Below are 24,125 nucleotides of genomic sequence, written 5' to 3' on the forward strand. Positions count from 1 at the left end.
CATGAGCATGGAGATCAACGCCAGCAGCCGCTTCGCGAACCGTGTCCTGCGCCGGATCGGGCAATTTTCGCGGCTCAACCGCAATGTTTCCGCCCATGTCGGAGGGGCCCAGGTGGCGGTGCCGGTGTCGGCGGGGCTGATGGCCGAACTGACCGAGCCGTGGATGCTTGCGCTGTTGTGCCGGTTGATGGGCATGACGACCGGCGCCTTCGTCGATGTCGGGGTGAATCTCGGCCAGACGCTGATCAAAGTGAAAGCGATCGATCCGGGCCGCCGCTATGTCGGGTTCGAACCCAATCCGGTGTGCGTTCATTATGTCGAGGAATTGCTTGCCGCCAACGGCTGGCCCGATTGCCGCGTCGTGCCCGCCGGGCTGGGGGCGCGAAGCGGGATCGTGACGCTCGAACTCTACAACGGCCGCAGCGGCGATTCCTCGGCGTCGATCGTCGAGGGGTTCCGACCCGGCGAAACGATCAGCTTTCGCAAGACCGTCGCCATCCTCGGCGCATCGGACCTGCCCGACGACCTGCTCGCCGCACCCGTCGGCCTCGTCAAGATCGACGTTGAGGGCGCCGAGGCCGACGTCATCGACGCGCTCGCGCCGGTCATCGCGCGCGATCGCCCGCTGATCTCGATGGAAATCCTGCCCTGCTACGACGAAGGCCGCACCGATCGCATCGCGCGGCAGGCCCGCATCGAAGCGCGCTTCGCCGAACTCGGCTATCGCATGCTGCGAGTGCTCCACGAAGGGCGCGGCGGCGGTTTCGAACTGGCGCCGATCGAGGCGATCGGCATCCATGGCGACCTTTCGCTCTCCGAATATGTCGTCTGCCCCGCCGAGCGCCTCGCCGAAGTCCTCGCCGGCTGACGCGCGGTCACAGCTTTTTGGGATAGAAGCCCAGCTTGCGCTTGATCCGCCGCTCGAGCAGGTCGCGCCGCGCGAGGTTGAGCAGGGTGATCGGGTTGTCGAACATCGCCCGGTCGGACATTTGCGCGGTGGCGAGGCGTGGGTTAGCCGCAAGCATCGCGCGATAGCGCTCGACCGCCGCCGGGCGCGCAACGAACAATTTATATTGCGTGATCAGAAAAGGTTGCAGCCGATCCTTCATCTCGGTGAGCATATGGATCGCGGCGACCGAGACATCGGGCCAGCCGATGCCGAAAAAATCATGGATGATCATCACACCATCGTCGGCCAGAACGGCTTCGGCAAGGCGCATGTCGTGAACGACATTCGCATAGGCGTGGCCGCCATCGACGCTGAACAGCCGGACGTCGCCGATGCGCGCGCGCAGCGCCTCGGGCGTCAGCGTCAGCGTGTCGACGGTCCAGATTTCTTGCTCGTCGAGCGCGATGTCGAGTTTGTCGCGATTGTCGAAAAAGGCCTTGTCGCGGCCGGCGTGGATACCGGTGTTCAGGCCGTCATCCTGGAACAGGTCGATCGCGAGCGCACGTTCGCCGGCCTGGCGGAGCAGCGCGAGAATGAAGTAGAGCTTGCCATGATGAACGCCGATTTCGGCGAGATTGCCCTCGATCCCCGCCTCGACCTGCCAGCGCCCGATCGCGTCGATCGCCGCCCATTCGACATGGCCGAAATAGCCCGCGACGGCCTCGATCTGCCGGTCGATATATTGGTCTAGCGCGTCGAAATTTGCGGGCAAAGGTGAAACTCCATGGAGGGACGCCACGCGCTATCGCACCGGGCCGGTGCGGGCAACAGCGCGTTCGGTGGGGCGTCAGCCGGCCAGCGGCGCCTGAATGTCGGCGCTCGCCCGATTGACCTCTTCGGGCGGCCGAAATTCGGGGACGAGGTCGTGCAGGATGTCGAGGCATGCCTCGGCCCGGCCATGGTCCATCGCGTCGCGCAGCAGGTCGAGCTTCGCCGACAGGTCGGCCCATTCGAGCATCGCCTCGCGTGCCTGCATGATGCGGCTGTGGCTCGTCGGCTTGGGATCGTCACCGATCAGCAGTTCCTCGTAGAGTTTTTCGCCCTGGCGCAGTCCGACCTCGGCGATCTCGATGTCGCCGTCGGGATGGTCCTCGTCGCGCACGGTCAGCCCCGACAGGTTGATCATCGTGCGCGCCAGTTCGATGATCCGCACCGGCTTGCCCATGTCGAGCACGAACACCTCACCGCCCTTGGCCATCGCGCCGGCCTGGATAACAAGTTGCGCGGCCTCGGGGATGGTCATGAAGAAACGCGTGACGTCGCGGTGCGTGACGGTGACCGGGCCGCCAATCCGGATCTGCTCGCGAAACAGCGGCACGACCGAGCCGCTCGACCCCAGCACATTGCCGAAGCGGACCATCGCGAAGATCGTCTTGCTGCCACGCGCCGCCAATCCCTGTAGCACCAGTTCGCACACGCGTTTCGAGGCGCCCATGACGTTGGTCGGGCGCACCGCCTTGTCGGTGCTGATCAGCACGAAGTTCGTGACCCCGACGCGGTCGGCCTCGCTCGCCATGAACAGGGTGCCGCACACATTGTTGCCGATGCCCGCGATCGGGTTCGCCTCGACCAGCGGCACATGCTTATAGGCGGCGGCGTGGAATATCGTGTCGGGCCGCCACCGCGCGAGCAGGCGCCGCACGGTGGGCTGATCGGTGACATTGCCCAGTTCCTCGACCAGTTCGGGCTGCTGCCCTTCGGGCAATTCGGCGATCACCGCCTGCAGTTCCTGACCGATCGCATAGAGGCCATATTCGGACGATTCGACGAGGATCAGCCGGTCGGGGCGCATCGTCACGACCTGGCGGCAGAGTTCGCTGCCGATCGAGCCGCCGGCGCCGCTTACCATCACCGTCTTGCCGACGATCGTCCGGCCGAGCAGCAACTGGTTCGGCGGCACCGGATCGCGGCCGAGCAGATCCTCGATCTGGACGTCGCGCAGGTCGCTGACCGACACCTGTTCGTCGATGATCTGCCGCATATTGGGCAGCATACGGACGCGGATCGGCCAATCTTCGAGCGATTTCATCACCCGGCGCCGCTTCGAGCGGGTGACGTGGGGCAGCGCGAGCAGCACGTCGGTGACGCCGAAGCTATCGACCAGATAAGGCAGTTTCGGGCGCGAATAGATGGGCACGCCGTCGATGATCTCGCCCTCGATCTTGCGGTCGTCGTCGATGAAGCCGACGAGCCGCATCCCCGGGTCGCCGCGCAGCGCCATCGCAAGCTGTTGCCCCGCCTCGCCCGCGCCATAGATGAGCACGACCGACTGCTGCTGGATATCGCGGCGCTTGAGCAGGTCGACGACAGCGTAGCGCGCGATGATACGCGCGGTGGCGAGGAACAGCAGGAACAGCAAAGGCTGGATGAACGCCAGGGTCCGCGGGATGCCGGTCATCCCGATAATCCCGAAAATGACGATGAGCGGGATCGAATAGAGGAGGACCGAGTAGCCGAGCCCGACCATGGTACGCCCGCCCGAGAAGCGCAGGATCGAACTGTAAGTGCCGCGCATCAGGAAGATCGGCAGCCAGCTCGACAGCGCGATGACCGCCGCCAGCCCGACCTCGCGATCGAAGATTTCCCAGCGGCCGAGACGAAGCGAGAAAGCGACCAGAACCGCGGCGACGCAAAGCAGTGCGTCGGCGACGATAAGGATCGCGCGCTTCTCGCTGCGGCCGAGTCCGACCAGCGTTTCGAGCATCGCGAGGATATGCTCCTCGACCACCCCCCAAATTCGCCCCAATATCATGCCGCGACGCTCTCCCCGGTCTTGAGGAAGCGCTGCGTCCGCCCTTCGAGGACGAGCGCGGTGAGCATGCCGCTGCGATAGGCACCGGTATCGATGCCGATACGGTTCGCGCGGCAATCGACGTCGGCGGTGATCGTGTGGCCATGAACGACCATCACGCCATGATCCCGGTCGTCATCGAGAAATTGCTCGCGGATCCAGCGCAGGTCGTGGACCTGTTGCTGGTCGAGCGGGCGCCCGGGGAAAATCCCTGCATGAACAAAGAGATAGTCGCCAATCTGCACATAATCCACCATCGAGCGGAACAAACGAACATGCGAAGCCGGTATGCCGGCATGGATTTTGGCGACCAATGCCTCTCTATCGCCGAAAATTGTCGAGTCTTCAAGTCCGTAGCTCTGCAGCGCCTGCTCGCCGCCATAGCGGATCCAGCCGGGGAGCTGCGAATGCGCGCCATCGAGGATTTCGAGCAGCGCTTCTTCGTGATTGCCCATCAGCAGATGCAGTTCGTCGATGCCGGAAGGCCTGGTCAACAGCCGTTCGACGACCTGTGCCGATTGCGGGCCGCGATCGATGAGGTCGCCGAGCATCACGAGATGGACGGTATCTGCCGGATCGCGCGCGCTTTCGTCGGCGATCCGCGCGAGCAGCGCGTCGAGCAGATCGAGCCGGCCATGGACGTCGCCGATGGCATAGACGCGCGTGCCGGACGGCACCTGCGGCCAGTCTTCGGCTACGGGTTCGGGGGCCGCTTTGCGGCTGAAAAGTCTTTTTAACATGGTCTTACCGATTGAAACTGACGCCCTACCCCAAATCGTCGGTCTATGCCGCAGCGCCGTAGCAACGCACGAACCGCGATCGGGATGCATGGCTTCAGGCATTTACCGGCGATCATCGCAATGACAAGGATCACACCCTGACGAGTTTCGCCACGAAGTTAAGCGGATAACAACCAAAATCAATTAGGGACAGCGCCATGAACAGCCGAGGCAAGAGCGAAAAATGAAGGTGATGACGGTGTTCGGGACGCGTCCCGAAGCGATCAAGATGTTCCCTGTGGTGCACGCCTTGCGGCGCCAGTCGGAGCTCGACGTCCGTGTCTGCGTCACCGCGCAGCATCGCGAAATGCTCGACCAGGTGCTCGAAATCGCCCGGATCACGCCCGACATCGACCTTGACGTCATGCAGGCGAACCAGACGCTCGACGGGCTGCTGGCGCGGCTGGTCGTCGGTTTGGGCGAGACGTTCGACGCCGAGAAGCCCGACCGCATCCTCGTCCATGGCGACACGCTGACGACGATGGCGGCGACGCTGTCGGCCTATTTCCGCAAGATTCCCGTCGGCCATGTCGAGGCCGGCCTGCGCAGCGGCAACATCTATCACCCCTGGCCTGAGGAGGTGAACCGCAAGGTCACCGGCGCGGTCGCCGACCTCCATTTCGCACCCACCGAAACCGCCGCAGCGGCGCTGCGGGCGGAGAATGTGCCGGCGGCGAGTATCCATATCACCGGCAATACCGTGATCGACGCCTTGCTGGCGACGAAGGCGCGGATCGACGAGGAGCCATCGCTGGCGGCGGGGCTCGATCCCTTGCTCGCGCGGTTCGCGGGCAAGCGCATCGTCGCGGTCACCTCGCACCGGCGCGAGAATTTCGGCGACGGCATGAAGGCGATCGCCGATGCCATCGCCGCGATCGCGGCACGCCCCGACGTCGCGGTGATCTTTCCGGTCCATCCCAACCCGCATGTGCGTGCGGCGATGGAGCCGATCCTTGGTGCCCTCGGCAATGTCGCACTGATCGATCCGCTCGATTATCCACATTTCGTCCGCCTGCTCGCGTCGAGCGAACTGGTGCTGACCGATAGCGGCGGGGTGCAGGAAGAAGCGCCCTCGCTCGGCAAGCCGGTGCTGGTGATGCGCGAGACGACCGAGCGGCCCGAAGGCATCGAAGCCGGCACCGCGCGGCTCGTAGGTACGAACAAGGACCGCATCGTTTCCGAAATTTTCAGCCTTTTGGACGATAGCGAAGCCTATGCCGCCATGGCGCGCGCCCACAATCCTTTCGGCGACGGCACGGCTGGCACCCAGATTGCGGAGATTGTCGCGCGTGCCCGTTGATATCGAACAGAAAGTCACCGTCGTCGGTCTCGGCTATATCGGCCTGCCGACCGCCGCGCTGATCGCGCGCTCGGGCTGCAAGGTCACCGGCATCGACGTCAGCGCGCATGTCGTCGAGACCGTCAACAACGGCAAGGTGCATATCGAGGAAGTCGATCTTGACGGCCTGGTCCAGGGGGTCGTGTCGCGCGGCGCGCTCGTCGCCTCGACCACCATGGTCGCCGCCGACACCTTCGTCATCGCCGTGCCGACCCCGCACGACGAAGAGCATCGCCCCGACATCAGCTATGTCCTCGACGCCGCACGCGGCATCGCCAAGGTGCTGCAACCGGGCAATCTCGTGATCCTCGAATCGACCTCGCCGGTCGGTACGACCGAACAGGTCGCCGAACTGCTCGCCGCCGAGCGTCCCGACCTCAAGGTCCCGGGGCGCTGCACCGGCACCCCCGACATCTTCGTCGCTTATTGCCCCGAGCGCGTGTTGCCCGGCCGCATCCTGATCGAGCTGGTAGACAACGACCGCTGCATCGGCGGTATCACCCCGCGCTGCGCCCGCCGCGCGATGACCTTTTACCGCCAGTTCGTGCGCGGCGCCTGCGTCACCACCACCGCGCGCGCCGCCGAAATGGTCAAGCTGGTCGAGAACAGCTACCGCGACGTCAACATCGCCTTTGCCAATGAATTGTCGATGATCGCCGACAAGATGGGGGTCGATGTGTGGGACGTGATCCGCCTCGCCAACCGCCATCCGCGCGTCAACATCCTCCAGCCGGGCCCCGGCGTCGGCGGTCATTGCATCGCCGTCGACCCCTGGTTCCTGGTGCATGGCGCGCCTGACGAAAGCCGGCTTATCCGCACCGCGCGCGAGGTCAACCTGGCCAAGACGTCGCACGTCATCGCCGCGACCGCCACGCTCGTCGCAAGCCATCCGCAGGCGAAAATCGGCGTGCTCGGCCTCGCCTTCAAACCCAATATCGACGATTTCCGCGAAAGCCCGGCGGTCGAAGTCGCGGCAGCGCTCGCGCGCCAGTTCGGCCAGCGCATCCAGATCGTCGAACCCTTTGCCAAGGGTCTGCCGATGGAATTCGCCGGCAGCGGCGCCGAACTCGTCGAACTCGACGATGCGCTGGCGGACTGTGACGTCATGATCGTGCTCGTCGACCATGACGTGTTCAAATCGGTCCCGCTCGAGGAACGCAGCGGCAAGATCGTTTATGACACGCGCGGACTGTGGCCCGATCAGGGATGGCCGACGACGGCGCCCGCACCGCGGGCGGTGGCTTAACGTCAAATCCTCCCTGTCGCGAAGCGATGGGGAGGTGGCAGCGCGTAGCGCTGACGGAGGGGCAATGGCGCGATGTCGCTGCCCCTCCACCACGCCCCTCGGGCGCGGTCCCCCTCCCCATGGCCTCCGGCCACAGGGAGGATCGCCGCCCTCCCCTTGCACCCCTCGCCCCACTCTCCCATATCCGCCGCATGAACGATCCCCATGCGCATAGTGCCGCGCCCTGGCACGGAACCACCATTCTTTCCGCCCGCAGCGCCGACAAGGTCGTCATCATCGGCGACGGCCAGGTGTCGATGGGCCAGACGGTGATGAAGCCCAACGCGCGCAAGGTGCGCCGCCTGCACGACGGCAGCGTCATCGGCGGTTTCGCCGGCGCGACCGCCGACGCCTTCACCCTGTTCGAACGGCTCGAGAGCAAGCTCGAACGCCACAATGGCCAGTTGCTGCGCGCCGCGGTCGAACTCGCCAAGGACTGGCGCACCGACAAATATCTCCGCAACCTCGAAGCGATGATGATCGTCGCCGACAAGGAGGTGACGCTCGTCATCACCGGCAACGGCGACGTGCTCGAACCCAAGGGCGGCATCGCCGCGATCGGCTCGGGCGGCAATTTCGCGCTATCGGCCGCCCGCGCGCTGGTCGATTACGAAAAGGACCCGGAGGTGCTGGTGCGCAAGGCGATGGAAGTCGCCGCTGACATCTGCGTCTATACCAACGACCAGTTCACCCAAGAAACCATCGAAATCCAGGCATAAGACCCCATGAACGAAGCCCTTACCCCGAAGGCGATCGTCGCCGCGCTCGACACGCACATCATCGGCCAGAATGCCGCCAAGCGCGCCGTCGCCGTCGCGATGCGCAACCGCTGGCGCCGCCAGCAGCTCGGCCCCGACCTCCGCGACGAGGTCAGCCCCAAGAATATCCTGATGATCGGCCCCACCGGCTGCGGCAAGACCGAGATCTCGCGCCGCCTGGCCAAGCTCGCCGACGCGCCCTTCATCAAGGTCGAGGCGACGAAATTCACCGAGGTCGGCTACGTGGGCCGCGACGTCGAACAGATCGCCCGTGACCTTGTCGAGGAAGCGGTGCGGCTGGAGAAGGACCGCCGCCGCGAGGCGGTGCGCGCCGCCGCCGAGGAAGCCGCGATGGAGCGGCTGCTCGACGCGCTCACCGGCAAGGGCGCCAGCGAAGCAACGCGGCAGAGTTTCCGCCAGCGCATCCGCGAAGGCCATCTCGACGACAGCGAGGTCGAGATCGAGGTTTCCGACGCGCCGTCGATGCCGTTCGAACTGCCGGGCCAGCCGGGGCAGATGAGCATGATCAACCTGTCCGACATGCTCGGCAAGGCGATGGGTGGTGCGCCCAAGAAGCGCCGCAAGCTGAAGGTCATCGAGGCCGCGACGCGGCTGATCGAGGAGGAGCAGGACAAGCGCCTCGACCAGGACGATGTCGCGCGCATCGCGCTCGCCGACGCCGAGGCGAACGGTATCGTCTTCCTCGACGAGATCGACAAGATCGCGGTCAGCGACGTGCGCGGCGGATCGGTGAGCCGCGAGGGCGTCCAGCGCGACCTGCTGCCGCTGATCGAAGGCACGACCGTCGCGACCAAATATGGGCCGATGAAGACCGACCATATCCTGTTCATCGCCTCGGGGGCCTTCCATGTCGCCAAGCCGAGCGACCTGCTCCCCGAACTCCAGGGTCGCCTGCCGATCCGGGTCGAACTCGGCGCCCTGACCGAGGGGGATTTCGTCCGAATCCTCACCGAAACCAAGGCAGGTTTGCCCGAACAGTATAGCGCGCTGATCGCGACCGAGGGCGTGACGCTGAACTTCACGCCCGATGCCATCGCGCGCGTCGCGAAGCTCGCCGCCGACGTCAACGAGAAGGTTGAGAATATCGGCGCGCGGCGATTGCAGACGATCATGGAACGGCTGGTCGAGGAAATCAGCTTCACCGCCGAGGACCGCGGCGGAACGGTCATCGACATCGATGCCGCCTATGTCGACAGCCAGCTTTCCGACATCGTCGGCGACACCGACCTCAGCAAATATGTGCTCTGACGGCCTGCCGCGCGGACGGGCGTAATTCCCGTCCTTTTCAGCCGTTCCTTTGCCGAACTTCATTTGACTTTGCCGCGCCGTCAGTGCGATGAACGGCGCGCAAGGTCGACATGGGTTGCAAACGACCGGCACGGAGATTTTGATGGCAGACGAGGAGGCCCCGGAGCAGGGCGAACTGGCGATCACGCGGACGGGTGACCGGCTGCGGTTGGCCCGCGAAGCCGTGGGCCTGTCGCTCGCCGATGTCGCGACGCGGACGCGCATCACCCAGCGCCATCTCGAAGCGATCGAGAAGTCCGAGTTTTCGGGACTGCCGGGCCGCACCTATGTGACCGGATTCGCGCGCGCCTATGCCCGCGCCGTCGACCTGCCCGAGGCCGAGATCGGCGCGGCCATCCGCCGCGAGCTCGAAGAAGACGCTTATGGTTCGCGCCCGCTTTACGAAGCCTATGAACCGACCGACCCGGCGCGCCTGCCGACCGCCCGGCTCGCCTGGACCCTGGTCATCGTCGCGCTGCTGCTCGGGTCCGCTTATGGGATCTGGCGCTTCCTGTCGGTCGAACCCGACGAGGCGCTGATCGCGGCGCAGAATCAGGCCGCCGACAACTCCGAGGCCCCGGCGACCGCGCCCGGCACCGCGCCGACGCCGAAAGCCGCCGCGCCGGGCCAGTCCGTCCCCGCCGATGCGCCGGTCGTGCTGACCGGCCTGTCCGAAGTGTGGATCGGCTTCGACGATGCGACCGGCAAGACCGAGAATTGGCGCACCCTCGACGCGGGCGAAACCTATGAGGTGCCGGCGGCCTATGTTCAGCAGTTCACGCTGCGCACCAGCATTCCGCAGGCGCTGAAGGTCACCGTCGGCGGCCGCGACATCGGTGCGGTCGGACCCGCCGATACGCTGGTCAAGAATATCTCGCTCAAGCCCGCCGATCTGGTCGCGCGCGCCGACGGCGCGGGGGCGGCGCAAACCATCCCGCCGGTGGCGACGAAGCGCTGAGCGGCGCCCCGGTCCGCCGGGCTGAAAGGTCGCCGCGCCGAATTGGGTTTGCGCAAGCGGCCCTTGGCGCGTTATGAGCCAGGTAATGGTTAATCGGGTGTGGGAGCCGAAAAGGCAGATGACGATGCGTAACTATTTTCTGGGAACCGCGGCCGCCGCGCTGCTGGTTTCGCTTCCCGGTGCCGCGCACGCGCAGGACGACACGATCGGCAAGCGCGTCGACCGGCTCGAAAAGGAAATGCGCGCGGTACAGCGCTCGGTGTTTCCGGGCGGCAGCCCCGCCTTTTTCGAAGGCGAGATCGCACCCGACAATGTCGCCGGCGACCGGGTGAAGAGCAGCGCGCCGGTGATCGACCTCACCGCACGTGTCGACGCACTCGAAAACCAGCTGCAGACGCTGACGGGCCAGACCGAGCAGAACGCGTTCCAGCTGCGCGAACTCGAAAAACAGTTCACCGCCTACAAGGCCGAGATGGACAAGCGCTTCGCCGCGCCGCCGCCGACGGTCGAGACGACGCCCGCGAGCCTGCCTGTCACGACGGCCGCCAAGCCGCCCGCGACGACGACCGCCTCGACGACGAAGCCCGCCACCACCACCGCCGCCGCGCCGGTGAAAAAGCCTGCGGCGACCCCGGCGGCACCCGCCGCGAGCGCCGCGCGCCTCGCGCTGGTGAAGAAGGTCGAGATCCCGGCGACGGGAAACGAAACCGACGATGCCTATAATTATGGCTACCGGCTGTGGGAGGCGAAGCTCTATCCCGAGGCGCAGACCCAGCTGAAGGACGTCGTCGCCAAATGGCCGCAGCACCGCCTCGCCAGCTTCGCGCAGAATCTGCTCGGCCGCACCTATCTCGACGAAGGCAAGCCGAGCCTCGCCGCGGTCGCCTTCTATAACAATTACAAGGATCGGCCGAGCGGCGCCCGCGCCCCGCACAGCCTGATGTACATGGGGGTCGCACTCGACAAGCTGGGCCGCAAGGCCGACGCCTGCAAGGCTTTCCGCGAGCTCGAGGAAGTCTATGGCGACAAGGCTCCGCAGGATGTGCGTACCGATGCTGCCGCCGCAAAAACAAAAGCCGGCTGCTGAGGCCGACGCCGTCCACCGGCTGGGGCGCCAGCTGGCGTCGCTCGTCGGTCCGGACTGGCAGCAGCGCAGCTATGGCGTCGCGGTATCGGGCGGGCCGGATTCGATGGCGCTGCTCTGGCTGATGACCAGCCTGCTGCCCGGGCAGGTGCGCGCGGCGACCGTCGATCACGGCCTGCGACAGGGTTCCGACGAGGAAGCCCGCATGGTCGCTGGCTTTTGCGCGCGCGAACTCATCCCGCATGCCACGCTGACCCCGCCGACCCCGATCAAGGGGTCGCAGCAGGCGGCGGCGCGCACCGAACGCTATCGCTTGCTCGAACAGTGGCGCAAGGACGAGGGGCTCGGCCACATCCTCACCGCGCATCATGCCGACGACCAGCTCGAAACGATCGTGATGCGGCTCAACCGCAGCAGCGGCGTCGGCGGGCTGGCGTCGATCCGCGCCAGGAACGGCACTATTCTGCGTCCGCTGCTTCATTGGCGGCACGACGAACTGGTCCGCATCGCGCTCGACGAGGACCTTCCCTTCGTCGACGATCCGTCGAACAGCGACAGCCGTTTCGACCGTGCCCGGCTGCGTCATGCCCTCGCCTCGCAGAAGCTGCTCGACGTCGAGGCGGCGTCGCGTTCGGCCGACTGGCTGGCCGAGGCCGACGACGCGATCGACTGGGCGGTCGAACGGCTGATCGCCTCCTGGCCCGACGCCTCCGACATCGCGGTGATCCGCGACGAAGGCTATCCGCCGGAGATTTTCCGCCGGGTCGTAACCCAGCGGCTGCGCGCCAACGACGGCGGTCTTGCGCTACGCGGCGCCTCGCTCGACGGGGTCGTCACGGCGATGAAGAATGGGCGGCGCGCGATGGTGGGGGCGCTGCTGATCGATGCGGTTCCGGGCCTCGCCGGCACCATCTGGCGTATTTCCGCCGCGCCGCGCCGGAAAGCCCGCAAATAACCGCCTTTGGCTCATTGTCATTTAACGCGATTATCCTATCTTGGCAGGGTTGATGCGCGACGTGCGCGATATTTGGAAAGTTTCCGATGCAGGACGACAAGGAACCGCAGGGCAACCCCTGGATGAAGAGCGTGATGATTTGGAGCGGCATCTTGCTCGCCATGCTCCTCGTCGCCTCGATGTTCGGCGGCGCGTCGCAGCCCGCGGGGACCCCGCTGACCTACTCCGAATTCCGCCAGAAGGTGCAGGAAGGCACGGTCAAGGATGTCGTGCTGACCGAAGAGCGCGCCACGGGCACGTTGACGAACAACGAACGGTTCAGCGCCAACCTGGTGCCCGATCCCAGCCTGCTCAAGCTGCTCAACGACAACAATGTCAAATATGACGGCAAGCCGACCGAAACCGGCAATATCTGGGTCTATCTGCTGATCCAGTCGCTGCCCTTCCTGCTGATTCTCGGCATCGCCTTCTTCGTCTTCCGCCAGGTGCAGAAGAACAACGGTTCGGGCGCGATGGGATTCGGCAAGTCGCGCGCCAAGATGCTCACCGAGAAACAGGGCAAGGTGACCTTCGACGACGTCGCCGGCATCGACGAGGCGCGCGAGGAGCTCGAGGAAATCGTCGAGTTCCTGAAAGACCCGACCAAATTCTCAAAGCTTGGCGGCCAGATTCCCAAGGGCGCGCTGCTCGTCGGCTCGCCCGGCACCGGCAAGACCCTGCTCGCCCGCGCGATCGCCGGCGAGGCGGGCGTGCCCTTCTTCACCATTTCGGGCTCGGACTTCGTCGAAATGTTCGTCGGCGTCGGCGCCAGCCGTGTCCGCGACATGTTCGAACAGGCCAAGCGCAACGCGCCGTGCATCGTCTTTATCGACGAAATCGACGCCGTCGGCCGCCATCGCGGCGCCGGGCTCGGCAACGGCAATGACGAGCGCGAACAGACGCTCAACCAGCTGCTCGTCGAAATGGACGGCTTCGAGGCGAACGAGGGTATCATCATCGTCGCCGCGACCAACCGCCCCGACGTGCTCGACCCCGCGCTGCTGCGTCCGGGCCGCTTCGACCGTCAGGTCGTCGTGCCGCGCCCCGACATCGAGGGTCGCCAGAAGATCCTTGAGGTCCACACGCGCAAGAAACCGCTCGCGCCCGACGTCGATCTGCGCCGCGTCGCGCGCGGTACGCCGGGCTTCTCGGGCGCCGATCTGGCCAACCTCTGCAACGAAGCCGCACTGCTCGCAGCGCGCAAGGGCAAACGCCTGATCGCCAGCGACGAATTCGAGGAAGCCAAGGACAAGGTCATGATGGGCGCCGAGCGGCGTTCGATGGTGATGACCGAGGACGAGAAGAAGTCGACCGCCTATCATGAGGCCGGCCATGCGCTCGTCTCGCTGCACGTCGAAGGCTGCGACCCGCTCCACAAGGTGACGATCATCCCGCGCGGCCGTGCGCTGGGCGTGACCTGGAACCTGCCCGAGCGTGATCGCTATTCGACCAACATGAAGCAGATGAAGGCGCGGCTCGCGCTCTGTTTCGGTGGCCGCATCGCCGAGCAGCTGATCTATGGCAAGGATGAGCTCAACACCGGCGCGTCGAACGATATCCAGCAGGCGACCGACATGGCGCGCTCGATGGTCATGGAATATGGCATGTCCGAAAAGCTCGGCTGGCTGCGCTATCGCGACAACCAGGACGAGGTGTTCCTGGGCCACAGCGTGTCGCGCGCGCAGAATATGTCCGAAGACACCGCGCGGCTGATCGACGCCGAAGTCCGCCGCCTCGTCGAGGAAGGCGAGAATGTCGCGCGCAAGGTGCTCACCGACAATCTCGACGAGCTTCACCTGCTCGCCGCCGCGCTGCTCGAATATGAGACGCTGTCGGGTGAGGAATCGAAGCGCGCGATCAAGGGCGAGGACATCGGTCGCGAGGACGACCAGAGCAAGCACGGCACCCCGGTGTCGGGCCACGCCGGCTCGCTGCCGCAGATCAAGCGCAAACCGCGCCCCTTCGGCGACGTCAATCCGCAGGGTGCGTAAATTTCCGTCGGTGGGGGTTTGGGAATGAAGCGCAAGAAGTTCGGCCTGCCGCGGTTCGGCCTCGGCGTCGCGGCGATGTTCGCGCTCGCCAGTCCGGTGCAGGCGTTCCAGCGCGTCGAGTTCAGCCAGAATGTCGAGGTCGAGACCGTGACGACCGGCGCCGAGGGCCAGCGCAAGATCAGTTTCTCAGCACCCGAGACCGTCGTTCCCGGCGACCGGCTGCGCTTCACGCTGCAACTCGACAACCAGACCAGCGAATCCGCCGCCGGCCTCAAATTCGTCAACCCGATCCCGCCCGAGGTGCGCTTCGCCAGCACCGACGATATGGCGGGATTTTCGGTCTCGATCGACGGCGGCAAGACCTATGGGACCCTTGCCGGGCTGACGGTGCCGGTGGCTGGCGCGGCGGCACGTCCGGCGACCGCCGACGACGTCACCCATGTCCAATGGGTCCTGCCCGAACCGCTGGCGGCGGGCGCGGTCAAGAAGGTGACCTTTTTCGGCATCGTCCGCTAGGCTGCGGGCATGACCATTTATTGCGATGAATCGGGCGGACTCAACGCGGGCGCGATGACCTTCGCCGCGGTGATGCTGACGCCCGAAGCGGCGGCGGACATCCACAAGCGTTTTCGCGGCGTCACCGGGCTGCGCGGCGAACTGAAAGGCAGCCGCATCTCGGTCGTCGAGCGCGCCTATCTGCTCGAACTGTTCGACCGAGCCGGCGGCCGCGCCTGGGTCGCGGTGGCTGAGCGCGATACGCTTGCGAAAAACGCGGACGGCACCATGCCGAGCGACCTCGCTCTCTATGGCGCATTGCTCAACAGCGCAGTCGGCCACTGGCTGCCCGAGACCGGCGGCGTGTGCACCGACGTCGTCATCGACGACGGGCGCTACGACCCCAAGATCCTGTCGCACGTCCGCGCGGAAATCCAGGCTGGCCTCGGGCAATGGGGCCGCGCCTCGCTCGCCGACAGCAAGCGCAGCGACGGCGTCCAGATCGCCGACGTGATCGCCAACAGCCTGTTCAACATCGCGGTGAAGTCCCCACGCGCGGCGCGGATCGCGCGGATCATCGAGCCGATGCTGGCGTCGAAGGCGATCCGGGTGGCGGAGTTGAAAGAACTCTCTTAGCTGGGTTGGCCGCTATGGGATGGTTTCCAGACCGCCTCTTGTTTCCGTTCGTGTCGAGCGAAGTCGAGACACCCATGGGTCGTGCACGCCTATGGGGTGTCTCGACTTCGCTCGACACGAACGGGACTTTGAAGGCAGCCTGTCCGCAATCGGTCGCAAGCAGGCATCATTTTCACCCAACAAAAAGGGCCGCGGTTTCCCGCGGCCCCCTTGGTGATCCAATGTCGCTTCGACTTATTCGAAGTCGCTGCCGCCGCCTGCGGGGCTGCGCGGCGGCGCGGCGGCGGTGAGGCGCAGGGCTTCGGCCGAGCGGCTGATCGAGCTGATTTCATCGGGCGTATCGTCGTCGTCGACGACAACCTTCTGCAACGATATGGTCAGCGCTTCCGACAGATCCTTCGGGCGCACGGTCTGTTCGGCGATCTCGCGCAGCGCGACGACGGGGTTCTTGTCGCGGTCGCGGTCGATGGTCAGCTCCGAGCCGCCCGAGATTTCGCGGGCGCGGTGCGCCGAGAGCAGAACCAGGTCGAAACGGTTGGAAACTTTGTCGACGCAATCTTCGACGGTAACGCGGGCCATGTGTTTTCCTTGATCGAGGAGAGGCCAGCCCGGAGGCATGGCGGCAAGCGCTGCGCGCTAGCAGGCGGCCCGACGAATGTCAACGAATCCCCTGCCCTTGCCCCCACCGTCGCGGCCGTCCTATGAGCGATGGCATGATCGCCGACCCCGTCCCCGCCAGCGAACTCCAGACGCTGCGCGCCGACGTCGCCGGCCACCGGCTGGAGGTCATCTTCGACGGGGCGGAACGGCTCGAACGGCTGCTGGCGCTGATCAACGGCGCGATCCGCAGCATCGACCTGGTCATGTACATCTTCCGGCACGACGGCGCGGGCACGCGGATTCTCGACGCGATGACGATGGCGGCGAAACGCGGGGTGCGCGTTCGCGCCGTGATCGACAGCTTCGGCTCGTCGGACACCGCCGACGCCGTCTTCGCCCCGTTGCGCGACGCTGGCGGCGGCGTGACCTTTTTTTCGCGCCACTGGCGTTCGACCTATCTCATCCGCAATCACCAGAAGCTGTTACTGGTCGACGAGGAGGTCGCGGTGACCGGCGGTTTCAACATCGCCGACCCCTATCTCAGCCGCCGCGACACCCATTGCTGGTTCGACCTTGGCATCGTCGTGCGCGGGCCCTCGGTGGCGCGGATGGTCGACTGGTTCGCCGAGATCCACGATTACACCGTCAACGACGACGGCAAGCTGCTCGCGCTGCGCCGCCTGATCCGCGAATGGCCGGTGGACAGCGGGCCGGTGACCTGGCTCGTCGGCGGCCCGACCCAGCGGCTGTCGCCCTGGGCACGCGCGGTGCGTACCGACCTTGAGGGTGCGCGTCGGCTCGATATGGTGATGGCCTATTTCTCGCCCGGGCAGGGCATGTTGCGGCGGCTGGGCAAGGTCGCGCGGCGCGGACGGACACGCTTCATCATGTCGGCGAAGTCCGACAATCCCGCGACGATCGGCGCCTCGCGGCTGCTCTATGGCTACTTGCTGCGAAAAAGGGCGGCGATCTGGGAATATCAGCCGTGCCGACTGCATATGAAGCTGATCGTCATCGACAATGTCGTGCACGTCGGCACCGCCAATTTCGACATGCGCAGCCTGTTCGTGAACGTCGAGGTGATGCTGCGTATCGAGGACGCCGGATTCGCGGCGCAGATGCGCGATTTCGTCACCCGGCAAAAGCCCGACTGCGAGGTCATCACGCGCAAGCGCCACAAGGCGCGCGCGAGCTGGCTGACCCGGCTGCGCTGGACGCTCGCCTGGTTCGTGGTCGGGGTGGTCGATTATACGGTGACGCGCCGGCTCAACTTCGGGCTTGGCGAGATCGATCCCGAGACCGAGATCTGATCCTCAGTCCTTCCAGCCCCAGAACAGGAAGCAGGGCGGGACGTTGACCCATTCGAAGGCATTGTCGATGCGCGCGAAATGCGCCGCGAGGAAATCGCGCGCGCGGGCGCGGAACTGGTAGACGAGGAAGGCGCCGCCGGGGCGCAATGCGCGGTGCGTCGCCGCCGCGATCGCCGGTCCGACACCTGCCGGCAGGGTCGAGAAAGGCAGGCCCGACAGGACATAGTCGGCATGGTCGAAACCATGGGCGCGAATGATCTCCTCGACGTCGGCGGCCGATCCGTGCACCGCGATGAAGCGGCTGTCGCGGATGTCCTTGCGCAGATAGTCGATGAAATCCTCATTGGTGTCGATCGCGATCAGCGTCGCATCGCCCGCCATCCGTTCGAGCACCGGGCGGCAAAAGGTGCCGACGCCGGGACCATATTCGACGAACAATTTGGTGTTCTTCCAGTCCACCGGCTTCAGCATGTGGCGGATCAGCGTCGGCGACGACGGCACGATCGACCCGACCATCACCGGATGCTTGATGAAGCCCTTCACGAACATGCCCCACGGCCCGAAAAAGCGCCGCGCGCGGTCCCTGATCCGTTTGATCAAGGGAACCTTTTGTTCTTGGGCCTGCGCCCGGGGATTGGACATGATGGCTTTCGCGTTGTTGCGGACCCTTGAGGCGTGGCAAAATCGGGCGCGCGGCGCAAGGAAAGAGTGCGCTTGACAATCCCCGCCCACGTTCCGTCGCTGGACAGACGGGACAGGCCGTGTAGGACAATCGGGCCAACGACTTATGCAAAAGAGGGGGAGCCGGGAATGTCGAATGTCAGCCGTTCGATCCCCCCCGACCGCATGGCGGTGCTGTTCGCGGTGATGCTTGTCGCCGCCGCGGGCAATACCGCGATGCAATCGATCCTGCCCGCGATCGGCGCGAAACTGCATATTCCCGACGTCTGGGTCAGCCTGGCGTTCAGCTGGTCGGCTTTGCTCTGGGTGCTCACCGCGCCGCATTGGGCGCGCCAGTCGGACAAGCGGGGGCGCAAGGCGCTGATGGCGCTCGGCGTCATCGGTTTCCTGTCGTCGATGGCGCTGTGCGGGCTCGTCCTCTGGTCCGGGCTGATGGGCTGGCTCGCCGCCGGCACCACCTTCATCCTCTTCGCGCTTTTCCGCAGCCTCTATGGCGGCTTCGGCTCGGCCGCGCCGCCGGCGGTACAGGCCTATGTCGCGGCGCGCACCGACCCGGAAGAGCGCACCCAGGCCCTGTCGCTCGTCTCCTCGTCCTTCGGTCTCGGCACCGTCATTGGCCCGGCGATCGCGCCCTTCTTCATCCTGCCCATCGTCGGGTTGGCGGGCCCCCTGTTGGTGTTCGCGCTGATCGGAATCATCGTGCTGGTCATGCTGCGCTGGCGCCTGCCCAACGACATCCCGCGCTTCGCCGCGCGCGGCGCGATCGCGTCCTACCCGCTGTCGGCGGGCCCTTCCGAACCCACCGCCGAAGACGAGAATGAACCCGACCTGCCGCCACAGGAACCCTTGAGCTGGAACGACCGGCGCGTGCGCCCCTGGCTGCTCGCAGGCTTTTTCGGCGGACAGGCGCAGGCGATGATGCTCGGCGTCATCGGCTTCCTGATCCTCGACCGGCTCGAACTGCGCCTTCGCCCCGACGAAGGGGCGGCGATGACCGGGATCGTGCTGATGGCCGGCGCCTTCGCGACCCTGCTTGCCCAATGGGGGCTGATCCCGCTGTTCAGGCTGACCCCCCGCCCTACCGTGCTGTGGGGCGCGACGCTCGCCATCGGCGGCATATTGATGACCGGCCTCGCACAGGATCTGCACGGCATCGTCATCGGTTTCGCCACCGCTTCGCTGGGTTTCGGGCTGTTCCGCCCGGGCTTTACTGCGGGCTCGTCGCTCGCCGTGCCGCGCCGCGACCAGGGCGCCGTCGCGGGCATGACCGCATCGATCAACGGATCGGCCTATATCGTTTCGCCCGCGATCGGCGTGCTGCTCTATAACTGGCACCCGATGGTCGCCTACGGCCTGATGGCCGGATTCTGCGGCTGGCTGGTCCTCTGGGGATGGAAGGCGCTGCGGCAGGACCAGGCCTTCGGTATCGCCCACGAACCCTAGCCCCGAGCCTGTCGGTTCGGGGCTAGGGGCAATTCAGTCGGTCGACTCGTCGTGCTTGCGCTCGCGCACCGGCTTGAGCATGCCGGGCGCGAAAAAACCGATCGGGTCGACGCTCATCGCGTTCTGTTTGATCTCGCCCTGGATCTTTTCATAATCCTTCTCCATCGCCTCGGTGACCGAGGCGCGCGTATCCTTGAGCGCGGTGTCGAAGTCCGTCATCGTCACCGTATCGCTGTCGATCGACCGCTTGAGCGCGGCGAGGCCGGCACGGCGCGTCAAATCCTCCAGATCGGCGCCGGTGAAGCGGTCCGATTTCTCGGCGAGCACCGACAGGTCGACATCGTCCGCCAGCGGCATCTTGCCGGTCTGGATTTCCAAGATGCGCTTGCGCCCCTCGGCATTGGGCACCGACACATAGATCAACTCGTCGAGCCGCCCCGGACGGAGCAGCGCCGGGTCGATCAGATTGGGCCGGTTGGTCGCCCCGATCACGACGACCGACTGCATCTCCTCGATCCCGTCCATCTCGGCGAGGATCGTGTTGACGACGCGTTCGGTCACCTGCGGCTCGCCCGACGTGCCGCTGCCGCGCGCGGGCACCAGGCTGTCGAGTTCGTCGATGAAGATGATCGTCGGCGCGACGGCGCGAGCGCGGGCGAACAGCCGCGCGATCTGCTGCTCGCTCTCGCCATACCATTTCGACAAGAGGTCGGACGACTTGATCGAGATGAAGTTGGCGTCGGATTCGCGCGCCGCTGCCTTGGCGAGCAGCGTCTTGCCCGTGCCCGGCGGGCCATAGAGCAGGAAGCCCTTGGCCGGACGAATGCCGAGCCGCCGGAACGCCTCGGGGTTCTTCAGCGGCAGTTCGATCCCCTCGATCAGCTTGTCGCGCGCCGCGTCGAGCCCGCCGATGTCGCTCCAGCGCGTCTTGGGCGCCTGCACCATCACCTCGCGCATCGCCGACGGCTGCACGCGTTTCAGCGCATTGTTGAAGTCCTCGCGCGTGACGCGAAGCTCCTCCAGCACCTCGGGCGGGATCGTCCCCTCCTCCAGGTTGAGCTTGGGCATTATCCGCCGCACCGCCTCGATCGCCGCCTCGCGGGTCAGCGCCGCCATATCGGCGCCGACAAAGCCAAAGGTCGTGCGCGCCAGTTCGCCCAGGTCGACATCCTCGGCCAGCGGCATACCGCGCGTGTGGATGCCCAAAATCTCGCGCCGCCCGCTTTCGTCGGGGACGCCGATGACGATTTCGCGGTCGAAGCGGCCCGGACGCCGCAGCGCCTCGTCGATCGCGTCGGGACGATTGGTCGCCGCGATCACGACCAGGTTGGTGCGCGGTTCCAGCCCGTCCATTAGCGTCAGCAACTGCGCGACAAGGCGCTTTTCGGCCTCGCCGGTTACCTGTCCGCGTTTCGGCGCGATCGAATCGATTTCGTCGATGAACAGGATCGACGGAGCGGCCTTGGTCGCAGCCTCGAACACGTCCCGCAGCCGCTTTTCGGACTCGCCATAGGCGGACCCCATGATCTCGGGCCCGTTGATCAGGAAGAATTGCGCATCGCTCTCGTTGGCGACCGCGCGCGCCAGCCGCGTCTTGCCGGTGCCCGGCGGCCCGTGCAGCAGCACCCCGCGCGGCGGATCGACGCCGAGGCGGCGGAACAGTTCAGGGTAACGCAGCGGCAGCTCGACCATCTCGCGCAACTGGTCGATCGTCTCGCCCAGCCCGCCCAGATCGTCATAAGTGACGTCGGTGCGCCGCGCATCCTGCGGCTCCTGATATTCGGGGAGCAGCTCGATCTCGGTATTCTCGTCGATGAAGACGACGCCCTTCGGGGCGGCCGATACGACGATCAGGCGAACTTCGGCGAGCGCATAGGCCGGCGCGTTGAGCATCTGCCGCAATTGCGGCGGCATGTCGCCCGACGGCAAGCGCTGCTGCCCGGCGGTCGCCACGGTATCGCCGGCCACCAGCGGACGGCCGAAAAAGCTGCGTTTCAGCGCGTTCGCCGATCCCTGCAGCCGCAGATTTTCCTGCGCCGGGGCGAACACCACGCGCGTCGCGGGACGCGTTTCGACGCGGGTCAGCGCCACCATGTCGCCCGCACCCGCACCGGCATTGGCGCGCTGCAGGCCGTCGAGGCGGATCACATCGAGTCCCTCGTCCTCGGCATAGGGCAGCACGACGCGCGACGCGGTGTCGCGCTTGCCGCTGATCTGGACGATATCGCCCTCGGTGACGCCCAGTTCGGCCATCGCCGCGCGCGGAATACGGGCGATGCCGCCACCGCTTTCTTCGGCGCGGGCGTTCGCCACCTGCAATTTGACCTGTTTTTCTTTTACCGCTGCTTCGGCCAAGGCGTGTCTCCCGCAAAATGGTCAGAACGGCGAAGATAGGACGCCGGTTCCCGTTTTGCGACCCCTTTGGATACACGCCGGCCAAGCGGGACTTATGCCGCAGCGCACAAAAATTGTTGGCATGGGCAGCACTGTCATGTCACTATCATGGACACACGATATGCCACGTCTCCCTCCCCTCAGCAGCATGGAAGCCTTTCTCGAGGTTGCCCGGCACGGAACGGTCAAGGCCGCGGCGAGCGAACTCGGCCTGTCGATGCCCGCGTTGTCGCGGCGCATCCAGACGCTCGAACATGCCGTCGGCCGACCGCTGTTCGATCGCCACCACCATGGATTGCGGCTGACCGAAGCGGGACGCGCGCTGCAGGACCAATTGTCGCCGATCCTCGACGAATTGCGCGCGGTGGTGGTGCAGGCGAGCAGCCCCGACGCGTCGATGCGGCTGCACCTCAACGTCCTGCCGCTCTTTGCCCAGCAGCGCCTGTTCCCGCGCCTGCCCGAACTCCGGCAACAACATCCCGAACTGCATATCGACATCGACACCATGTCGCACGCCGAGGCGCGGCTGGGCGAAGGGATCGACGCCGCGATCGCGCTCGCCCGCACGATCGACCCCGCGCTCTATGCGGCGCGGCTCGACCAGGACAAGGTGTTCCCGATCGCGTCGCGGACGCTGACCGAAACGGGCCGTCCGATCACGGTCCCCGAACAGTTCCAGCGCCTGACGATCCTCGTCCATCGCGAAATGCCCGAAACCTTCACCGAATGGAAAAAGGCGATCGGCATGCCCTATCTCGAGCCCGCCGGGATCGACTATTTCGATTCGGGGCCGCTGATGCTCGAGGCCGCGGCGCAGGGCATCGGCGTCGCCTTCATGCACGGCCATCATCTCGACGACGCGCACGACCCGCGGCTCATCCGCCTGTTCGATTTCGACGTCGACAGCCCGTACAGCTATTGGTTCGTCTGCCGCCCGCGCGCGCTGCGCCAGCCGGCGGTGAAGCTGTTCCACGACTGGCTGCTCGCGGCGAAGATCTGAGCGGTCAGGCCGGGCTGGTAGCGGATTCGCCGCGCATGGTCGTCGCAATGTCCCATACGGCGATGAACATCGCGGCGATCACCGGGCCGATCACGATGCCGTGAAACCCGAAAAGCTGGAGCCCGCCGAGCGTGGTGATCAGCACGACATAATCGGGAATGCGGGTCTCGCGTCCGACCAGCACCGGGCGCAGCACATTGTCGACCATCCCGATGACGAACAACCCGCACAGCACCAGCACCAGCCCCTGCCATATTTGCCCGGTGAACAGCAGGTAGAGCGCCATCGGAACCCAGACCAGCCCCGTCCCGACCGCGGGAAGCAGCGAGGCCGCGCCCATCAGCACCCCCCACAACAGCGCCGCCTCGATCCCCAGCGCCCACAGCACGATCCCGCCGATCAGCCCCTGCAGGATCGCGACGACGATGCTGCCCTTGATTGTGGCGCGAACCACGACGACGAAACGACTGGCGAGCAGTTCGAGATGGTCGGTGCGCAGCGGCATCGCACGCCGGATGCTCTGTTGCAGGCTCTCCCCGTCGCGGATCAGGAAATAGGCGAGATAGAGCATCACCATCAGGTTGATCAGCAATCCGAAGAGGCTCTGTCCGATCGACAGCGCCTGCCCCAGGATCGCGCGGACGCCATCGGCCGCTCCGCCGCCCAAAATGCTCTTCGCGGTCGCGATATTGCCCAGGTCGATGCGGTCGACCCACGATGCCAGCCATTCGGGCATGCCGGCGCGAAAGTTGGTCCAGATAAGCGTCGGGTCGATCGCCCCCGAATGGATGCGCTGATAGACGGCGGCGGCTTCGTTGATCAGCGCGACGGCGAGGATGGACGCGGGCAGGATGACCATCGCCAGGATCAGCAGAATGGTCAGCAGCGCGGCGCCGTTGCGCCGCCGGGGCATCTTCGTCAGCAGGCGACGATAGAGCGGCTCGAACAGGATGGCGGCAATCACCGCCCACAGGATCGCGGCGGCGAACGGCAACAGGACCACCGCAAAGGCGATCGAAATCGCGATCAGGATCGCCAGAAAGGACCAGCGATTGCCGTCCCGCATCCGATCGTCGCTGTCCGCCATGCTTCTCCCCGTCGATGCCGCCGGACGCGGCACGCCCGCGACTCTAGGCCGCGAGGTGCGCCGCCGTAAAGCTGAACGTCGATGTCAGGAAAATGGTGCTGCTGGACAGGATTGAACTGTCGACCTCGTCATTACCAATGACGCGCTCTACCACTGAGCTACAGCAGCAACCGGGCCGCCGCGAACGCGTGTTCGCTGGGCAGGCGCGGCCTATGGCGGGGCCTCTGCCGCCTGTCAAGGCGA

The 24,125-nt window shown here is 65.8% G+C and carries 21 protein-coding genes and 1 tRNA gene; 14 read left to right on the forward strand and 8 right to left on the reverse strand.

What is annotated here, in order from left to right:
- Position 1 precedes the first annotated feature (1 nt).
- On the forward strand, positions 2–868 hold the full coding sequence (locus EEB18_RS18895) for an FkbM family methyltransferase (protein ID WP_187140115.1): 867 nt from the start codon (positions 2–4) through the stop codon (positions 866–868).
- Positions 869–875: 7 nt separating this feature from the next.
- On the opposite strand, the gene EEB18_RS18900 is transcribed toward EEB18_RS18895, so the two are convergent.
- From EEB18_RS18900 to EEB18_RS18910, 3 genes are all read right to left on the reverse strand, one after another.
- Positions 876–1,661 carry a class I SAM-dependent methyltransferase gene (locus EEB18_RS18900; protein WP_187140114.1) on the reverse strand — a complete coding sequence of 262 codons (786 nt, stop codon included), beginning with the start codon at positions 1,659–1,661 and terminating at the stop codon, positions 876–878.
- 75 nt (positions 1,662–1,736) lie between these two features.
- On the reverse strand, positions 1,737–3,701 hold the full coding sequence (locus EEB18_RS18905; RefSeq protein ID WP_187140113.1) for a polysaccharide biosynthesis protein: 1,965 nt from the start codon (positions 3,699–3,701) through the stop codon (positions 1,737–1,739).
- Entirely contained in the window at positions 3,698–4,582 is an 885-nt protein-coding gene (locus EEB18_RS18910; protein ID WP_262408003.1) for a metallophosphoesterase, read from the reverse strand. The genes EEB18_RS18905 and EEB18_RS18910 overlap by 4 nt, the downstream gene beginning before the upstream one ends.
- A gap of 121 nt (positions 4,583–4,703) precedes the next feature.
- Between EEB18_RS18910 and wecB the strand changes: the two genes are divergently transcribed.
- From wecB to EEB18_RS18960, 10 genes are all read left to right on the forward strand, one after another.
- Positions 4,704–5,819: a non-hydrolyzing UDP-N-acetylglucosamine 2-epimerase gene (gene wecB / locus EEB18_RS18915; protein ID WP_187140112.1), complete on the forward strand. Its 1,116-nt coding sequence runs from the start codon at positions 4,704–4,706 to the stop codon at positions 5,817–5,819.
- On the forward strand, positions 5,809–7,104 hold the full coding sequence (gene wecC / locus EEB18_RS18920) for a UDP-N-acetyl-D-mannosamine dehydrogenase (RefSeq protein WP_187140111.1): 1,296 nt from the start codon (positions 5,809–5,811) through the stop codon (positions 7,102–7,104). Before wecB ends, wecC begins: the two co-directional genes overlap by 11 nt.
- A gap of 191 nt (positions 7,105–7,295) precedes the next feature.
- Positions 7,296–7,862 (forward strand): ATP-dependent protease subunit HslV, encoded by a 567-nt coding sequence (gene hslV / locus EEB18_RS18925; RefSeq protein ID WP_056351629.1) that lies wholly within the window; start codon positions 7,296–7,298, stop codon positions 7,860–7,862.
- A 6-nt stretch (positions 7,863–7,868) separates the two neighbouring features.
- The gene (gene hslU, locus EEB18_RS18930; RefSeq protein WP_187141388.1) at positions 7,869–9,170 is read left to right on the forward strand and encodes an ATP-dependent protease ATPase subunit HslU; all 1,302 of its coding nucleotides are present in this window, start codon (positions 7,869–7,871) and stop codon (positions 9,168–9,170) included.
- 142 nt (positions 9,171–9,312) lie between these two features.
- Positions 9,313–10,167 carry a RodZ domain-containing protein gene (locus EEB18_RS18935; RefSeq protein WP_187141389.1) on the forward strand — a complete coding sequence of 285 codons (855 nt, stop codon included), beginning with the start codon at positions 9,313–9,315 and terminating at the stop codon, positions 10,165–10,167.
- Between the two features lie 124 nt (positions 10,168–10,291).
- Positions 10,292–11,254, forward strand: coding sequence for a hypothetical protein (locus EEB18_RS18940; protein ID WP_187141390.1), 963 nt, complete (start codon positions 10,292–10,294; stop codon positions 11,252–11,254).
- A complete protein-coding gene (tilS, locus tag EEB18_RS18945) occupies positions 11,208–12,206 on the forward strand; it encodes a tRNA lysidine(34) synthetase TilS (protein ID WP_187141391.1) in 999 nt (332 codons plus the stop codon). The genes EEB18_RS18940 and tilS overlap by 47 nt, the downstream gene beginning before the upstream one ends.
- Positions 12,207–12,292: 86 nt before the next feature.
- On the forward strand, positions 12,293–14,236 hold the full coding sequence (gene ftsH, locus EEB18_RS18950; protein WP_056351640.1) for an ATP-dependent zinc metalloprotease FtsH: 1,944 nt from the start codon (positions 12,293–12,295) through the stop codon (positions 14,234–14,236).
- Positions 14,237–14,260: 24 nt separating this feature from the next.
- Positions 14,261–14,752, forward strand: a complete 492-nt coding sequence (locus EEB18_RS18955; RefSeq protein WP_056351644.1) for a hypothetical protein — start codon at positions 14,261–14,263, stop codon at positions 14,750–14,752.
- A gap of 9 nt (positions 14,753–14,761) precedes the next feature.
- The gene (locus tag EEB18_RS18960) at positions 14,762–15,367 is read left to right on the forward strand and encodes a DUF3800 domain-containing protein (RefSeq protein WP_187141392.1); all 606 of its coding nucleotides are present in this window, start codon (positions 14,762–14,764) and stop codon (positions 15,365–15,367) included.
- A gap of 234 nt (positions 15,368–15,601) precedes the next feature.
- Here the strand turns inward: EEB18_RS18960 and rpoZ are convergent, their stop codons facing one another.
- Complete coding sequence (gene rpoZ / locus EEB18_RS18965; protein WP_187141393.1) at positions 15,602–15,946, reverse strand: DNA-directed RNA polymerase subunit omega; 345 nt, start codon at positions 15,944–15,946, stop codon at positions 15,602–15,604.
- 134 nt (positions 15,947–16,080) lie between these two features.
- On the opposite strand from rpoZ, the gene EEB18_RS18970 reads away from it, so the two are divergent.
- On the forward strand, positions 16,081–17,277 hold the full coding sequence (locus EEB18_RS18970; RefSeq protein WP_187141394.1) for a phospholipase D-like domain-containing protein: 1,197 nt from the start codon (positions 16,081–16,083) through the stop codon (positions 17,275–17,277).
- Positions 17,278–17,280: 3 nt separating this feature from the next.
- Here EEB18_RS18970 and EEB18_RS18975 read toward each other — a convergent pair whose 3' ends face one another.
- Positions 17,281–17,919 (reverse strand): class I SAM-dependent methyltransferase, encoded by a 639-nt coding sequence (locus EEB18_RS18975; RefSeq protein ID WP_156377828.1) that lies wholly within the window; start codon positions 17,917–17,919, stop codon positions 17,281–17,283.
- A 168-nt stretch (positions 17,920–18,087) separates the two neighbouring features.
- On the opposite strand from EEB18_RS18975, the gene EEB18_RS18980 reads away from it, so the two are divergent.
- Positions 18,088–19,401, forward strand: coding sequence for an MFS transporter (locus EEB18_RS18980; RefSeq protein ID WP_187141395.1), 1,314 nt, complete (start codon positions 18,088–18,090; stop codon positions 19,399–19,401).
- A 33-nt stretch (positions 19,402–19,434) separates the two neighbouring features.
- On the opposite strand, the gene EEB18_RS18985 is transcribed toward EEB18_RS18980, so the two are convergent.
- On the reverse strand, positions 19,435–21,756 hold the full coding sequence (locus EEB18_RS18985) for a CDC48 family AAA ATPase (protein WP_262408004.1): 2,322 nt from the start codon (positions 21,754–21,756) through the stop codon (positions 19,435–19,437).
- A gap of 160 nt (positions 21,757–21,916) precedes the next feature.
- On the opposite strand from EEB18_RS18985, the gene EEB18_RS18990 reads away from it, so the two are divergent.
- Positions 21,917–22,795 carry a LysR substrate-binding domain-containing protein gene (locus EEB18_RS18990; protein ID WP_056351661.1) on the forward strand — a complete coding sequence of 293 codons (879 nt, stop codon included), beginning with the start codon at positions 21,917–21,919 and terminating at the stop codon, positions 22,793–22,795.
- Positions 22,796–22,799: 4 nt separating this feature from the next.
- Here the strand turns inward: EEB18_RS18990 and EEB18_RS18995 are convergent, their stop codons facing one another.
- Positions 22,800–23,882, reverse strand: a complete 1,083-nt coding sequence (locus tag EEB18_RS18995) for an AI-2E family transporter (protein ID WP_187141396.1) — start codon at positions 23,880–23,882, stop codon at positions 22,800–22,802.
- Between the two features lie 93 nt (positions 23,883–23,975).
- Positions 23,976–24,050, reverse strand: a tRNA-Thr gene (locus EEB18_RS19000).
- Positions 24,051–24,125: the final 75 nt, after the last annotated feature.

It is taken from the genome of Sphingopyxis sp. OPL5, assembly GCF_003797775.2.
In the GTDB taxonomy this organism is placed as follows: Bacteria; Pseudomonadota; Alphaproteobacteria; order Sphingomonadales; family Sphingomonadaceae; genus Sphingopyxis.

What these genes read in the sequence shown, in the direction of transcription:
- EEB18_RS18970 (WP_187141394.1), top strand. Translation starts at nt 16,081, where the DNA reads ATGATCGCCGACCCCGTCCCCGCCAGCGAACTCCAGACGCTGCGCGCC.
- EEB18_RS18895 (WP_187140115.1), top strand. Translation starts at nt 2, where the DNA reads ATGAGCATGGAGATCAACGCCAGCAGCCGCTTCGCGAACCGTGTCCTG.
- rpoZ (WP_187141393.1), bottom strand. Translation starts at nt 15,946, where the DNA reads ATGGCCCGCGTTACCGTCGAAGATTGCGTCGACAAAGTTTCCAACCGT.
- hslU (WP_187141388.1), top strand. Translation starts at nt 7,869, where the DNA reads ATGAACGAAGCCCTTACCCCGAAGGCGATCGTCGCCGCGCTCGACACG.
- EEB18_RS18910 (WP_262408003.1), bottom strand. Translation starts at nt 4,582, where the DNA reads ATGCCTGAAGCCATGCATCCCGATCGCGGTTCGTGCGTTGCTACGGCG.
- hslV (WP_056351629.1), top strand. Translation starts at nt 7,296, where the DNA reads ATGAACGATCCCCATGCGCATAGTGCCGCGCCCTGGCACGGAACCACC.
- EEB18_RS18980 (WP_187141395.1), top strand. Translation starts at nt 18,088, where the DNA reads ATGTCGAATGTCAGCCGTTCGATCCCCCCCGACCGCATGGCGGTGCTG.
- EEB18_RS18975 (WP_156377828.1), bottom strand. Translation starts at nt 17,919, where the DNA reads ATGTCCAATCCCCGGGCGCAGGCCCAAGAACAAAAGGTTCCCTTGATC.
- EEB18_RS18935 (WP_187141389.1), top strand. Translation starts at nt 9,313, where the DNA reads ATGGCAGACGAGGAGGCCCCGGAGCAGGGCGAACTGGCGATCACGCGG.
- EEB18_RS18905 (WP_187140113.1), bottom strand. Translation starts at nt 3,701, where the DNA reads ATGATATTGGGGCGAATTTGGGGGGTGGTCGAGGAGCATATCCTCGCG.
- wecB (WP_187140112.1), top strand. Translation starts at nt 4,704, where the DNA reads ATGAAGGTGATGACGGTGTTCGGGACGCGTCCCGAAGCGATCAAGATG.
- tilS (WP_187141391.1), top strand. Translation starts at nt 11,208, where the DNA reads ATGTGCGTACCGATGCTGCCGCCGCAAAAACAAAAGCCGGCTGCTGAG.
- EEB18_RS18960 (WP_187141392.1), top strand. Translation starts at nt 14,762, where the DNA reads ATGACCATTTATTGCGATGAATCGGGCGGACTCAACGCGGGCGCGATG.
- EEB18_RS18990 (WP_056351661.1), top strand. Translation starts at nt 21,917, where the DNA reads ATGCCACGTCTCCCTCCCCTCAGCAGCATGGAAGCCTTTCTCGAGGTT.
- ftsH (WP_056351640.1), top strand. Translation starts at nt 12,293, where the DNA reads ATGCAGGACGACAAGGAACCGCAGGGCAACCCCTGGATGAAGAGCGTG.
- EEB18_RS18955 (WP_056351644.1), top strand. Translation starts at nt 14,261, where the DNA reads ATGAAGCGCAAGAAGTTCGGCCTGCCGCGGTTCGGCCTCGGCGTCGCG.
- EEB18_RS18995 (WP_187141396.1), bottom strand. Translation starts at nt 23,882, where the DNA reads ATGGCGGACAGCGACGATCGGATGCGGGACGGCAATCGCTGGTCCTTT.
- EEB18_RS18940 (WP_187141390.1), top strand. Translation starts at nt 10,292, where the DNA reads ATGCGTAACTATTTTCTGGGAACCGCGGCCGCCGCGCTGCTGGTTTCG.